Origin of the sequence: Arthrobacter sp. 9AX, assembly GCF_902506095.1 — a bacterium.
Taxonomy (GTDB): domain Bacteria; phylum Actinomycetota; class Actinomycetes; order Actinomycetales; family Micrococcaceae; genus Arthrobacter.
Window position 1 is genome coordinate 625633 of the sequence record NZ_LR733293.1, and the last position, 13549, is coordinate 639181.

16 protein-coding genes are annotated in these 13549 nt (G+C 66.8%); 10 read left to right on the forward strand and 6 right to left on the reverse strand.

All coding sequences use genetic code 11. From position 1 onward, the window contains the following. Positions 1-137 precede the first annotated feature (137 nt). Genes BACI348_RS02875 through BACI348_RS02885 form a run of 3 tightly spaced genes read right to left on the reverse strand, consistent with a single transcriptional unit; the run spans position 138 to position 2979 of the window. Complete coding sequence (locus BACI348_RS02875; protein ID WP_159823867.1) at positions 138-1166, reverse strand: SDR family oxidoreductase; 1029 nt, start codon at positions 1164-1166, stop codon at positions 138-140. Then, a complete protein-coding gene (locus BACI348_RS02880; protein ID WP_159823868.1) occupies positions 1160-2131 on the reverse strand; it encodes an aldo/keto reductase in 972 nt (323 codons plus the stop codon). The genes BACI348_RS02875 and BACI348_RS02880 overlap by 7 nt, the downstream gene beginning before the upstream one ends. 26 nt (positions 2132-2157) lie before the next feature. Beyond that, complete coding sequence (locus BACI348_RS02885) at positions 2158-2979, reverse strand: aldo/keto reductase (protein WP_159823869.1); 822 nt, start codon at positions 2977-2979, stop codon at positions 2158-2160. Between the two features lie 195 nt (positions 2980-3174). Here BACI348_RS02885 and BACI348_RS02890 point away from each other — a divergent pair, with 195 nt between their 5' ends. Then, the gene (locus BACI348_RS02890; protein ID WP_159823870.1) at positions 3175-4086 is read left to right on the forward strand and encodes a helix-turn-helix domain-containing protein; all 912 of its coding nucleotides are present in this window, start codon (positions 3175-3177) and stop codon (positions 4084-4086) included. Positions 4087-4213: 127 nt separating this feature from the next. Then, positions 4214-4429, forward strand: a complete 216-nt coding sequence (locus BACI348_RS02895; RefSeq protein WP_159823871.1) for a hypothetical protein — start codon at positions 4214-4216, stop codon at positions 4427-4429. A 77-nt stretch (positions 4430-4506) separates the two neighbouring features. Here BACI348_RS02895 and BACI348_RS02900 read toward each other — a convergent pair whose 3' ends face one another. Then, entirely contained in the window at positions 4507-4719 is a 213-nt protein-coding gene (locus BACI348_RS02900; RefSeq protein ID WP_104043363.1) for a dodecin, read from the reverse strand. Between the two features lie 184 nt (positions 4720-4903). After that, the gene (locus BACI348_RS02905; protein WP_159823872.1) at positions 4904-5608 is read right to left on the reverse strand and encodes a FadR/GntR family transcriptional regulator; all 705 of its coding nucleotides are present in this window, start codon (positions 5606-5608) and stop codon (positions 4904-4906) included. 161 nt (positions 5609-5769) lie between these two features. On the opposite strand from BACI348_RS02905, the gene BACI348_RS02910 reads away from it, so the two are divergent. The 7 genes from BACI348_RS02910 to BACI348_RS02940 all read left to right on the forward strand — a co-directional run bounded on the left by BACI348_RS02910 (position 5770) and on the right by BACI348_RS02940 (position 12917). Further along, entirely contained in the window at positions 5770-7254 is a 1485-nt protein-coding gene (locus BACI348_RS02910; protein ID WP_159823873.1) for a four-carbon acid sugar kinase family protein, read from the forward strand. Positions 7255-7285: 31 nt separating this feature from the next. Continuing rightward, positions 7286-8185 carry an NAD(P)-dependent oxidoreductase gene (locus tag BACI348_RS02915; protein ID WP_159823874.1) on the forward strand — a complete coding sequence of 300 codons (900 nt, stop codon included), beginning with the start codon at positions 7286-7288 and terminating at the stop codon, positions 8183-8185. A 153-nt stretch (positions 8186-8338) separates the two neighbouring features. Next, positions 8339-9805 carry a GntP family transporter gene (locus BACI348_RS02920; RefSeq protein WP_159823875.1) on the forward strand — a complete coding sequence of 489 codons (1467 nt, stop codon included), beginning with the start codon at positions 8339-8341 and terminating at the stop codon, positions 9803-9805. Next, the gene (locus BACI348_RS02925; protein ID WP_159823876.1) at positions 9805-10668 is read left to right on the forward strand and encodes a class II fructose-bisphosphate aldolase; all 864 of its coding nucleotides are present in this window, start codon (positions 9805-9807) and stop codon (positions 10666-10668) included. The genes BACI348_RS02920 and BACI348_RS02925 overlap by 1 nt, the downstream gene beginning before the upstream one ends. A gap of 42 nt (positions 10669-10710) precedes the next feature. Further along, on the forward strand, positions 10711-11115 hold the full coding sequence (locus BACI348_RS02930; RefSeq protein WP_159823877.1) for a DUF1304 domain-containing protein: 405 nt from the start codon (positions 10711-10713) through the stop codon (positions 11113-11115). A gap of 92 nt (positions 11116-11207) precedes the next feature. Continuing rightward, a complete protein-coding gene (locus tag BACI348_RS02935) occupies positions 11208-12548 on the forward strand; it encodes an acyltransferase family protein (RefSeq protein ID WP_442858485.1) in 1341 nt (446 codons plus the stop codon). A 15-nt stretch (positions 12549-12563) separates the two neighbouring features. Further along, positions 12564-12917, forward strand: coding sequence for a GNAT family N-acetyltransferase (locus BACI348_RS02940; RefSeq protein ID WP_159823878.1), 354 nt, complete (start codon positions 12564-12566; stop codon positions 12915-12917). A 38-nt stretch (positions 12918-12955) separates the two neighbouring features. On the opposite strand, the gene BACI348_RS02945 is transcribed toward BACI348_RS02940, so the two are convergent. Then, positions 12956-13276 (reverse strand): hypothetical protein, encoded by a 321-nt coding sequence (locus tag BACI348_RS02945; protein ID WP_159823879.1) that lies wholly within the window; start codon positions 13274-13276, stop codon positions 12956-12958. On the opposite strand from BACI348_RS02945, the gene BACI348_RS02950 reads away from it, so the two are divergent. Further along, positions 13275-13547, forward strand: a complete 273-nt coding sequence (locus BACI348_RS02950) for a hypothetical protein (RefSeq protein ID WP_159823880.1) — start codon at positions 13275-13277, stop codon at positions 13545-13547. The genes BACI348_RS02945 and BACI348_RS02950 overlap by 2 nt on opposite strands. Positions 13548-13549 lie beyond the last annotated feature (2 nt).

Here is a 13549-nt window from a genome sequence, read left to right on the forward strand (position 1 = left end):
AAGCCTTGCGGCACCGCGGGAAAGGCGGTATCTAGAACGTTGTAGAAGAGCTCGGCAGGCCCGCTGCACGCAGCTGCGCAACAGACTCGGGCGCTTTCCACTGCGGCGCGTCAGCCAACCGGCTCAGCCGGGCCGGATCAGGTGCCCCGCTGAGCCCAGTCAATCAACCGGTCGCTCAGGTCCATGAAGTTCCGGTCCACCACCTGGAGGTCCGGGTGGGAGTCGTGCCAGTCCACGATTTCGCGGGCGCCGTCGGCAAAGGGGATGGTGGCGCGGTAATCGGGCACCAGGGACTTGATCTTGCTGTTGTCGAACACCACCGAGTGGGAGCGGTCGCCCAACAGATTTGCGCCGAGCTCTTGGCTGTGGGCGGCGATGGTTTCCGACGCGACGTGGACCAGCTCCGGCTCCCTGACACCCGCTGCCCGGGCAAACAGTTGGTAGATCTGGTTCCAGGGCAGGTATTCGTCCGAGGTGATGGTGTAGCTCTCGCCCACGGCCTGGGGCCGGCCGAGCAGCCCAACGAACGCCTTGGCGAAGTCCCGGCTGTGGGTCAGGGTCCAGAGCGAGGTGCCGTCGCCGTGCACCATCACCGGCAGCCCGGCACGCATCCGGTGGAGGTCCGTCCAGCCGCCCACCATCGCGATCTTGGTCCGGTCATAGGTGTGCGACGGCCGCACCACCGTCACCGGAAAGTCCTGCTCGCGGTAGGCCTCGAAGAAAAGCTCCTCGCAGGCGATCTTGTCCCGCGAATACTGCCAGAACGGGTTCTTCAGCGGCGTGGATTCCCTGATGGGCAGCCGCGTGGGCGGCTTTTGGTAGGCCGAGGCGGAACTGATGAAGACGTACTGTCCGGTGCGCCCGGCGAACAGGTCCAGGCTGGCCTTGGCTTGGTCCGGGGTGTAGGAGATGAAGTCCGCAACGGCGTCGAACTCCCGGCCGGCCAGCGCCTCCCGGACCGCCGGGGCGTCGCGGACATCCGCGGACAGGGTTTCCACCCCTTCCGGAACCGGCCTCGTGGACCGGCCCCGGTTGAGGATGGTCAGCCGGTGGCCCAGTGCGGCGGCGCGTTCTGCGGCCGCCGCACTGATGACCCCGGTGCCGCCGATAAACAGGACGCTTCTCGGCGAAACCGTATCGGCCTCGCGAACGAGTGGGTTCACCACGCGTAGTCTTCGGGTGCCGTCTTGTGCCCGGGGAAGATGTCATCGAGCCGCTTCAGGGCGTCGGCGTCGAGCGTGACGTCCAGGGCCTGGATGGCGGCGTCGAGCTGTTCCCGGGTCCGCGGCCCCACGATGGGCGCGGTGACGGCCCGCTGGTGCAAGAGCCAGGCAAGGGCCACGTCGCCGGGTTCCTGGCCGAGTTCGTCAGCGAAGTCCTCGTACTGCCGGATCTGGTCCTGGTGCTTCTTCAGCGTTTCGGCCGCGCGTCCTTCGGTGCGCCGGACGCCGTCGTGCTCCTTCTTCAGCACCCCGCCCAGGAGTCCGCCGTGCAGCGGAGACCAGGGGATGAGTCCCAGCCCGTATTGCTGGGCGGCCGGGACGACCTCGAGTTCCACGTCGCGCGTCAACAGATTGTAGATGGACTGCTCGCTGACCAGGCCGGTGTAGTTCCGCCGCCGGGCCGCTTCCTGGGCCTGGGCGATGTGCCAGCCGGCGAAGTTGCTGCTCCCCGAGTACAGGATCTTGCCCTGCTGGACGGCCACTTCGATGGCCTGCCAAACCTCGTCCCAGGGGGTGTCCCTGTCGATGTGGTGGAACTGGTAGATGTCGATATAGTCCGTCTGCAGCCGTTTCAGGCTCGCATCCAGTGCGCGGCGGATGTTCAGCGCGGAGAGCCTGGATTCGTTGGGCCGGTCCGTCATGGTGCCGTAGAGCTTGGTGGCCAGTACGGTGTGCTCGCGGCGATCGCCGCCCTTGGCGAACCAGCGGCCGATGATTTCCTCGGTCCAGCCGCGGTGGCCGGCGCCGCCGTACACGTTGGCGGTGTCGAAGAAGTTGATGCCCTGTTCGCGGGCGGAGTCCATGATGCTGTGGGCATCGGCCTCCTCCGTCTGGGGGCCGAAGTTCATGGTGCCCAGGCACAGCCGGGAGACTTTGAGGCCTGAACGGCCAAGGTGGGTGTACTGCATTGTCTGAATCCTTTGGTGGGGTGCTGCTACAGCTGCGTGAAGGAGGCGACGGCGGGATCCGAGCCAAGGCGGGCCCCGGATTCCAGCGCCGTGATGGCTGCGAGCTCCTCGGCGGACAGCGTGAGGGTTGAGGCAGCGAAGTTTTCCCGGATCCGGCCGGGATTCACGGACTTGGGGATCACGATGTTCCCGGCGGCCAGGTGCCAGGCGAGGACCACCTGGGCGGTGGTGGCGTTGTGGGCGTTGGCGACGGCGGTCACGGCGCTGCCGTTCAGGTCACCGCCCTGGCCCAGCGGGCTGTACGCTTCCACCGCGATGCCCAGGCTTCGGCACTTTTCCGCCAGTTCCGCCTGCTGGTAGCTGGGGTGCAGCTCGATCTGGTTCACGGCCGGAACAATGTCGGAGGATGCCAGCAGGTTGTCCAGGTGGTCGCCGAGGAAGTTGGAGACGCCGATGGCCCGGATCTCCTTGTTTTCGTAGAGCCGCTCCAGTTCCTTCCAGGCCTGCACATACATGCCCTGGGAAGGAACGGGCCAGTGGATGAGGTATAGGTCCACGTAGTCCAGGCCGAGTGTCTTGCGGCTGTCCTGGAATGCGGCCTGGGCGCGGTCCTGATCGCCGTTCCGGAGCTTGGTGGTAACAAAGATGTCCTCGCGTGGAAGCCCGGTGGCCGCGATGGCTGCCCCCACGCCTGCCTCGTTGCTGTAGGCGGCGGCGGTGTCGATGTGGCGGTATCCCGCTTCGAGGGCGTCCTCGACGGCCCGCTGGGTGTCCTCCGGCGGCACCTGGAAAACACCGAAACCAAGCTGGGGGATGGTAACGCCGTTGTTCAGTGTCAGCTCTGACATGGGTGGCTCCTTGAAAGGTACTGGGTTGGGTGCCGTGGAATCGACCGTGAGAAAGCGGTTTCCACTGCCTCGTTATCGAGCCTATGCAGTTTTGCCCGCGATGTCAGTAACCAAGGCTGATCTTGTTTTTCCTAGGACTGCCAGTCCTACCCTCGTTGTAGAACGGGGTGGCCGGCGCGGGTCACAATGGTCTGCATGGGTCAAAGCGCCGAGTTCGGAAAATTCCTCAAAGCCATGCGGTCCCGGCTGAGCCCGGAGGACATCGGGGCCGTGCCCGCGTCCGGTGCCCGCAGGGTGCCAGGCCTTCGGCGCGAGGAGGTTGCCCGGCTGGCGGGAGTCAGCACCGACTACTACGTCCGATTGGAACAGGGCCGCAACATCCACCCCTCACGCACCGTGCTGGACTCCGTGTCCCGGGCACTCCGGCTAAGCACCAGCGAGCACGCGCACATGATGGACCTGCTGGAGAACTGTGCAGCCTCGCCACGGTCCGCCGGGCAACCGGCGCAGGGAGTCCGCCCCGCGCTGCGCCATCTCCTGGAAGCCGTGGGCGACGTGCCGGCCCTGGTGCTGGGCCGCCGCAGTGACGTGCTGGCCGGCAACCCGCTGGCGTTCCAGCTGTTCACCGACTTCCCCGCGCTGCCGCCGGCGGAGAGGAACCTGACCCGCTGGCTCATCCTCGACCCCGCCGCCCGGGAGCTGTTCCGCGACTGGAAGACGGTGGCCGCCGAAGCTGCCGGAGCGCTCCGCCTCGATGTGGGCCGGCACCCGAACGACCCGCAGGCCAACCACCTGGTGGGCGAGTTGGCAGTCAACAGCGAGTGCTTCCGGCAGTGGTGGGCGGGGCACCGCGTCGCAAGCCGGTCCGCGGGGACCGTCCGCCTGCACCATCCCGCCGTGGGCGATCTCGAACTGAACTTTGAAACCCTTGTCCTCCCGGACGACCCCGACCAGATGCTCAGGGCCTATTCCGCGCGGCCCGGCTCGCCGTCGTCGGACGCCCTCGCCCTTCTGGGCAGCCTCGGCGCAGAGGCGGGGGAACAGCAGCGGCCCGCCCCGGTTGTGGACGCCGCAGACACCCCGGCCGCCGCAGGGGACAGGGAGTAGCCGCGGCGGGTGGCGCTGTACATTTGGCCAGCCACACGGACTGATTCTGGCCACGAGCCCATTGGGAAGCCGCTGTAGCCTTCCTAGGCTGGAAGCACGAACTGCTTACCCAAGGATGGTCTCAAGGATGAAACGCATCGCACTGCTCAAGGAACGCCAGGCGTCGGCTGCCGGCGCTCCCTCCACCGCCACCGGCTCGCATTGCCCGGTGTCCGGGCTCTGGAGCCCCGATCTTGATCCGCACACGGTGCTGTCCTTCTTCGAAGGCCACGTGTTTCCCGCGTTCGACGGCGTCCCGACCGTATGGCGGCGGCGCTCGGCAGGTGCCGTCTCGGCGAACTGATTAACCCAAAACTGGCCCGCAGTTAACGTCCCTGTATGGGGTTTCGCGACGCTGACTGCGGGCCAGTCCGGGTTGGACTAGTGCTCTTCGAGCCGGAAGCCGAGCTTGATGGTCACCTGCCAGTCGGCGATCTTGCCCTCTTCCAGGTGCCCCCGGATTTCCTTCACTTCGAACCAGTCCAGGTTGCGCAGTGTCTGGGATGCTTTGGCGATACCGTTGCGGACGGCGTCGTCCACTCCCTGATCCGACGTGCCGACAATTTCAGAAATGCTGTACGTGTGGTTGGACAACTTCGCTCCTCGTGATTGCCTTGGGTCTCCCGGTTGCGGGCCGTTCTTGAAGACTAATAGCAGTTCAAGAACGTTGACCAGCCTCTATCCCGATGTTCCGTTGAGAAACCGTCACCAGGCCGGCGTTGCGCTGGTGGTCCGCGGAACCACCGGCCGCCCGCACCCCTAAGCCCGGGGGAGCGGGCTACTTGGACTCGAGCACCAGGTTCTTGAGGTCGTCCAGGGTCTGCTGCATGTGCGCGTCCATCGCTTCACGTGAGCGTCCAGCGTCCCGCGATTCCAGCGCTTCGGCGATGTTCTGGTGGTGCCCGATGGCGTGTTCCTGGATCTGGCGCACGGCCGAGGTTTCGGTCCGCCGTTTTTCCAGCACCCGATGGAGCGGCTCAAACAGTACGGCCACAAAAACGTTCTCGGAGGCATGCAGGATCAGATCGTGAAAGGCGAGGTCCGCTTCCACGAACGCGGCAACATCGTTCACCTCATGGGCGGCGCGCATGGCGGCCACATAGCCAAACAGCACCCCGACATCGGCGTCGCTGATCCGTCCCGCCGCGAGTTCGCACGCGCCCGTCTCGAGCATCCGGCGCAGTTCGATGAGCTGGATGGAGGCTTCGGCCTCGTTCTTGCCCTCGGAGGCGGCGCGAAGCACGGCTTCCAGTGATGCCCACCGGTTGAGCGGGTTCACGAACGTACCGCGGCCCCGTTCCACGCTGAGGATGTGCTGCGCCTCCAGGGTCTTCATGGCTTCGCGGACGGTCATCCGGCTGACTTCGTGCCGGGCGCTGAGTTCATGTTCTCCGGGAACCAATGAACCGGGCGGAAACTCGCCGCCGATAATGCGGTCCAGCAGCTCGTCGGCGACCTCGCCAACCAGCGATTTCCTTGCCATGCTGCCCCCGTTGCGTGCCCTCGTGGATATGTCAGACAAGTCTACTTGCGCGTCTTTATGTCCTGTGCCACACTAGCATTCAAATGCAAGATGTCAGACATCTTACAGTTCGACAAAATCCAGGATCCGCGATGCCGGATACATACACAACGGAGTGCACTGTGACGCTTGAAGCAGACGTTCTGGCCGCCTACCCGGCCGAGGTCGCGATTCCCGCCGAACTGGTGGCCGGCACGCTGGCCGCTTCCAATGCGGAGACCCCCCGCGTCCTTGTAGTGCTCGACGACGACCCCACCGGAACGCAGTCCGTGGCAGATTTGCCCGTGCTCACCCGCTGGGACGTTGAGGACTTCATCTGGGCCTTCGGCCAGTCCAAGCCGGCCGTCTACGTCCTCACCAACACCCGCAGCCTGGACCCCGCCGAAGCTGCCGCCCGCAACGAAGAAGTGGTCCGCAACGCCCTCGCCGCTGCCGGATCCCCTGAAAAGCTCCGCCTCGGCTTCGTCAGCCGCAGCGATTCCACCCTGCGCGGCCACTACCCGCTGGAGCCGGACGTCATCGCCGCCACCGTGGCGGACGTCAGTGGAGAAAAGACCGACGGCGTGGTCCTGGTCCCGGCCTTCCCGGACGCCGGGCGGGTCACCATCGGCGGCCTCCACTACATGCGCGGAACCGGCGACACGGCAGGGACACTCACCCCTGTGTCCGAGACCGAGTTTGCGAAGGATGCCACCTTCGGCTTTGCCACCTCCGTGATGGCGGACTATGTGGAGGAGAAGTCGCAGGGCCGGTTCGCGGCCGATTCAGTGATCGTGCTGGACCTGAACATCATCCGCGCCGGAGCGGCCGCCCAGGACCCTGCCATCTCCGCCAAAGCCATCGCGGACGCCATCGAATCCGCCACCGACTCCACGCCCATCGTGGCGGACATCGTCACGGAGAACGACTTCCGCGCCCTTGCCCTTGGCCTGGAGGAAGCCGAACGCCGCGGCAAGAAGCTCCTCTACCGCGTGGGTCCGCCGTTTGTCCGCGGCCGCATCGGCCAGGAAATCCGCACCCCGCTGACCGCCGGGGAGGCCTTCGAGGGCAACGCCCCGTCGGAAGCCGGCGGCCTCATCGTCGTCGGATCCCATGTTGGCGTCACCACCCGCCAGCTCCAGGCACTGACCGAACAGCACAGTGCCGCCCGCATCATCGAGATCGACGTCGAGAAGCTCCTCGGTGCCGAAGCCGAAGCCAAGGGGCACCTGGACCAGACGGTGGACGCCGTCGTCGAGGCCCTCCGCGGCGGCGACGTCATCGTCCACACCAGCCGCCTGCTCATCAAAACTGACGACCCCGCCGAAAGCCTGCGGATCGCACGCACGGTGTCCGCCGCCGTCGTCGCGGTAGTGAACCGTACGTTGAAGACCTTCCCGCCGCGTTTCGTCATCGCCAAGGGCGGCATCACCTCCTCCGACGTGGCCGCGCACGGTTTGGAAATCCGCCACGCGATCGTCCGCGGGCCCATGCTGCCCGGCATCGTCTCGCTCTGGGAGCCGGTGGACGGTCCCGCAAAGGGCATCCCGTACATCGTCTTCGCCGGCAACGTGGGGGACGACCAGTCCCTCGCCGACGTCACCCGCAAGCTCAGCAACACTTTCTAGTCCCCACCGCACAAATTCAATGGAGAACACCATGACCAGCAACTACACCGTCACCGTCCTGGGCCTCGGCGCCATGGGCCTTCCCATGGCCACCCGCATGGCCTCCCAGCTGACCGTCCACGGCTTCGATATCGCCGAGCCCCGCCTCAAGCTCGCCCAGGAAGCCGGCATCGCCACCTTCAGCACCGCCCGCGAAGCTGCCAAGGGCGCCGACGCCGTGCTCCTGGCCGTCCGCAACGGAGAACAGCTCAACGACGTCCTCTTCGGCGAGACCGGGGTGGCCTCCGTACTGGAGCCGGGCGCCGTCGTGATCCTTGGCAGCACGGTGGGCACCGAAGCCATCCCCGCCACCGTGGCCAAGCTGGCCGAATACGGCGTCGAACTCGTTGACGCCCCGCTGTCCGGCGGCCCCAAGCGCGCCGGCGAAGGCGACCTGCTGATCGTCGTCGGCGCTTCCCCCGAAGCCCGCGAAAAGGCAGCACCCGCGCTGGAACTGCTCGCCTCCACCCTCACCGTGGTGGGCGACAAGCCCGGCGACGGCCAGGCCCTCAAGACCGTCAACCAGCTCCTCTGCGGCGTGCACATTGCCGCCGCCGCCGAGGCCATGGCCCTCGCCGACGCGCTGGGACTTGACCAGGCCAAGACCTTGGCCGCCCTCGAAGCCGGCGCCGCCGGTTCGTTTATGCTGTCCAACCGCGGACCCCGCATCCTCGAGGCGTACAACGAGGAAGGCGCCGAGGTCCTGTCCCGCCTCGACATCTTCGTCAAGGACATGGGCATCGTGGGCAAGGCCACCCGCGCCGCCGGCCTGGCAGCCCCCGTTGCCGCCGCCGCCGAGCAGCTCTACCTGCTGGGCCAGGCCCAGGGCCTCGCCGCCGCCGATGACTCCGCCGTCATCAAGGTGGTCGCCCCCACCAAGCGCACCAACTAACCCCAAAGCAAGGACGACGACGGCGGGCCCCTCCGCCGTCGCCATGCCTTCCGGCAGTCCCCCATGCAGTTCCCAGCGTTCCCCCCTTTAGAAATAACCAGCGCCTGATAGCCCGTCTTCTGGAAGACTGGCTCGTCAAAGGAGACACCCGTCATGAACCACCTTCTGAGCCCGCTCATAGTGCGGGCGGCTGACGCCCCAGCCATCAAACCCGCAGTGGAGCTCGGCACCCCGCTGCTGCTCACCATCGCAGCCCTCGGCATCGCCGTCCTGCTGGTGATGATCATCCGCTTCAAGATCCAGGCCTTCGTTGCCCTGCTCACCGTCAGCATCATGGTTGCTGTCGCCGCCCAGATCCCGCTCAAGGACGTCTTCACCGTTGTGGCCAACGGTGTTGGCAGCACCATGGGCAAAGTGGCGCTGCTGATCGCCCTCGGCGCCGTCCTGGGCCGCATGATTGAGGTATCCGGCGGCGTGCAGTCGCTCGCCTCCCACTTCACCGAAAAGCTCGGTGCCAAGCGCGTGGCAGTGGCCCTCACTGCCGTCGGCTTCCTGGTGGCCATCCCCGTGTTCTTCGAGGTGGGCGTCATCGTCCTGGTGCCGATCGTGTACGCCTTTGCCAAGATTGCCAAGGTCCACCCGGTCAAGTTCGGCCTGCCCATGGCCGGCATCATGCTCGCGATCCACGTGGCGGTTCCGCCGCACCCGGGCATCGTGGCAGGCGCAGGCGTCTTCGGCGCCGACATTGGACTCATCACCCTGATCTCCCTGGTCATCTGCGTTCCGCTGGGCTTCCTGTCCTACTGGGTGGCCAGCATCATGAACCGCAAGGACTACGAGCTGCTGCCGTCCGTCAAGGCGCAGGTTGAGGAATTCGGGTCCGACTCCCTGGTCAAGGTGGGCCACGACGGCCCCGGTGCCGCCACTATCGCACCTCCCCGTCCGGGCCTGATCATCTTCCTCATCGCGGCCCCGATCGTGCAGATCCTGATCGGAACCCTGGGCACGCTCACCATCCCCAAGGACAACTCCTGGTACGGCCTGGCCGCGTTCGTTGGCAACCCGTTCTTCGCCCTGCTGGTGGCCGTCGCGCTGTCCTTCTTCCTGCTGGCGGTTCGCCGTAACTGGTCGCTGAAGGAAACGGGTGAAATCTTCGAAGGCGCGCTGCCTCCCATCGCCTCCATCCTGATGGTGGTTGCCGCCGGCGGCGTGTTCGGCGAAGTCCTGCGCACCTCCGGCATCGGCGCCGCACTGTCCCAGACCCTGGACCACCTGGGCCTGCCCGTGATCGCCCTCGGCTTCGTGATCTCCCTGGCGCTCCGCGCAGCACAGGGTTCGGCCACCGTCGCCATCGTGACCACCACCGGCCTGCTCACCTCCGCCGTGATGGAAGGCGGCTACACCCCTGCCCAGATCGCCGTCATCGTGATCGCCATCGGCTTCGGCGCGCTGGGCCTGTCCCACGTCACCGACGCAGGGTTCTGGACCGTGGTGCGCTACTACGGCCTCACCGTATCCGACGGCCTGAAAACCTGGACCGTCCTCACCACCATCCTGGGCCTGGCCGGCTTCGCCCTGACGTTCGTCGCCTGGATCCTGGTGGGAGGCCTCGGCGTCTGATGCGCACCCGACTCGACCACCTGGTCACCTCCGCCCTCCAGCAGCGCTCCGCCGTCCCGGCGTTCACCTGCTACGACTTCACCACGGCCCTGGCCGTGGTGGCGGCGGCCGAAGAAGCCGGCCGCGGCGTCATCCTGCTCGTCGCTCCCAAGACGGCTGCCACGCCCAACGGCCTGCGCCTCATCGGAGCCCTCCGCGGCCTGGCGGACGCCGCCGCCGTGCCGGTCGCCGTGCAGCTTGACCACGCCACGGACCTTCAAGTGATGTCCGACGCCGTCACAGCGGGGGCGGATTCGGCCCTCGCCGACGGTTCGTCCTTGCCTTATGAGGACAACATCGCGCTGGTCCTGGCGGCCCGCCGCCTGCTGGGTCCGGACGTGGTGCTGGAAGCAGAGCTGGGCGGGCTCGCCGGCGACGAAGACCGCGCCTTCTCTGCCGACCAGCCCGCAGACCAGGCCGGCGTGTCCGTTGCCGGGCTGACGGACTCGGCGCAGGTGGAGGACTTTGTGTCCCGGACCGGCGCGGAACTGCTGGCAGTCGCCGTCGGAAACGTCCACGGCAAGTACAAGGGCGAGCCGCAGCTGCGCTGGGACGTGCTGCAGGACATCGCGGTGCGCACGCACCTTCCGCTGGTGCTGCACGGAGCCTCCGGCATTCCGGCCGAAGAGCTCGTGAAGGCGGCCGCCATGAACGTGGGCAAGGTCAACTTCAACACCGAGCTCCGCACCGGCGTGCTCGCCACCCTCCAGGAGCAGCTGCCGGCCCACCGGTCCGACGGCGAAAACCTCCAAGGGCTCCTGGGCCACTGGAACCAGTCTGTGGGCAGCTTCGCCAGCACCACCCTGGCGACCCTCACCCGGTAGGGCAGCCAAACTCTTCGCTGAGAGGGGGGCTGGGATCAAGCAATGATCCTGGCCTCCCTCTTTTTTGCCTTCATTGCCGCCGCGCTGCACGTCTTCATTTTCAGCATGGAGTCGGTCACCTGGACCAGGCCGGCCACGTGGAAGCGCTTTGGCGTGGCATCCCAGGCCGACGCCGAAACCACCCGGCCGCTGGCCTGCAACCAGGGCTTCTACAATCTGTTCCTGGCCATTGGAGCGTTCATCGGGGTTGGCTGCGTGGCACTGGGTGCCGGAGGCTCGGCGCAGGAAGTGGTGGGCTGGACCCTGGTCTTTTCCAGCTGCGGGTCCATGCTCCTGGCCGCCGCAGTCCTGGCCGCAACCGGCAGGAAGTACCTCCGGCCCGCCGCCATCCAAGGCACCCCGCCGCTGCTCGCCGTCGTACTCGGCCTCCTGGCGGTGGCGCTCTGACTCAGCAGCGGCACTCCCACCCTTGTGGGGAGGGCGGACAGGCGCAAAATAGTGCTGTGAGCAGCGCAACGTTGCCGTAAAGGGGAAACACGGTGTTCGGCATTGCCAGGCAGGGGAGGGGATCGCGGCTGGCTGCGACGGGCGGCCGCGACGCCGTCATCGACCTTGTGCGTTTCTTCTGCCTGGCACTGGTGGTTGTGGGACATTGCATGATGGTCAGCCCGCTGCTGCATGCGGACGGGACGGTGACCACCCAGAACACCCTCGCGGAGCAGGACTGGTTCGAGCCCGTGATCTGGATTTTTATGGTGATGCCGCTGTTCTTTGTCACCGGCGGCATCACGGGACTGCAGTCGTGGCGGCGACTCAAGGCCGGCGGCGGAACGGGGGCGCAGTTCGTCCGGGTCCGGCTGCTGCGCCTGGTCCGGCCTGCCATGGCGCTGCTGGCGGTGATGTTCCTGGGGTTGTGGACCGCAGGGCTGCTTGGGGTGGACCCGCAGGTGGTCCAGCTGATGGCCGCAGGTGCCGCGATGCCGCTGTGGTTCCTGGCCGCTTACCTTGCGGCGCAGTTGAACATCCCGCTGCTGGCCGCTTGCCACGCCCGGGCCCCGTGGCTCACCCTGGGTGCCTTCACCGGGCTGGTGGTGGCCGTGGACTGCCTGCGCGGCGCCCTCCCCATCCTGGCCAACGCCAACCTGGTGTTCCTGTGGTGCGCCGTGCAGCAGTTGGGGTTCCTGGCAGCGGACGGGTACTGGGCGAGGGTTTCGGGGTCAGGGCTGGTGGGGATCGTGGTGTCGGCCAATCTTGTCCTGGGAATTGTCACGGGCCTCGGGCTCTACCCGGGAAACATGCTGGTGAACCTCAACCCTCCCAGCCTCTGCCTGCTCCTGCTGGGCGTTTCGCAGGCTGCCGTCCTTGAACTTGCCCGCCCGGCGCTGGCGCCGCTGTGCTCCCTGCGTTGGGTGAAGGCCCTGCTGTCTGTGGCGGGAGCCTGCTCGCTGACCGTGTACCTCTGGCACTTGCCGCTGCTGGTGGGGATGTCCGGGCTGCTCCTGCTCACCCCCATTCCCAAACCGGAGTCGGGCACGGCGGCGTGGTGGTGGGCCAGGCCTGTGGTGCTCCTGGCCCTGCTCCTGCTGCTGCTGCCGGTGGTGGCTGCCCTCGGCCGCCTGGAGGGACGGCCGACGGCGGCCGGCACCTTGGGCGCACGTCCTCCTGCCGTGGCGGCCGGCGTTGTTGTGGTCTTCCTTCCCGTCTCGGCCGCCGCCCTGGGCGGACTTTCGCTGGCAGTGCTGGGGGCCGGTGCGGTGTGCTTCGCTATGGCCGTCGTCATGCTCGGCGGAATACCGGGCAGGAGTCGCAGGGCCGCGCGGCCCACCTCCGGGGGCGGGCGCAGGAGGGGGCGCCGGGGCATTGCCAGCGGAGTGAAGTAGTGCCATGGTCGAACCATGACCGAGAACATGATGTCCACCGAGGATAGGTTCACCCCCGACGTCTCGCTGCGGCGCAACGACGCGCAGCACCGCTACGAACTGCTTGTGGGCGGCAAACTCGCCGTCCAGACCTTCTACCGGGACCTGCCCGGCCACATCGACTTCACCCACACTGAAACATCGCCCGACTTCGAAGGCCGGGGCCTGGGCAAGGTCCTGGCCCACTTCGCGCTGGACGACGTTGTGGCAGCGGGAAAGCGGATCATCCCCCACTGCCCGTTCATCGCCGCCTACCTGCGCAAGCACGAGGACTACGAACAGTGCGTTGACTGGCCGGAGCAGCCGGTCAGGACCGGCCTGGGGGCTTAGCCGGCCGGAAAAATCCGGAGAATGCCGGGCGCCCCGGGTCAGCTGGCCAGGGCGTGTTCCGCGGCTGCGGGGACGTCGATGGTGAAGCCGCAGGCGCAGCGGTAGGTTTCCACCGCGGGTGACAGGCCGACGGCGGACGGCAGGCGGGCGCCGACCGGAACAACCCGGGCGCCGTCCACGAGTACCGGCTGGTACAGCGGTGTTTCGTCCGGGTCCACGCGCTTCATCGGGGTGCGGCAATGCATCTTGGTGCTCAGCGTGTCCAGCAAGCCCAGATCCGGGGTGCGGATGGAGCTCATGGGAACTGCTTCTGCAGTTTCCGTCGGGGCGGGAAACTGGTCTTTTATAGCGCTGGTCATGATGTTCGTCCTTGGGCTTCTTACGGGACTGCCGGCATTGGCAGGCCCGCCGCGACTGCTTGCGGAAGTTGATTTACCCCATAAGCAAAGCATGCTTACTAATCTCAAAACAAATCCCCGTGTTTCCCAGGTCACATCCAAGGCCGCTTTTGTTGAGCTGCGACGCCCTAACAGCGCCGCCGCTGCCACCGGTGGGGACATTTTGCGGCAGATGGCCGGTTGCCGCCAGTCAATGACGCTACGCGAACATCTAAAAACCGCGGAAAGATAGCT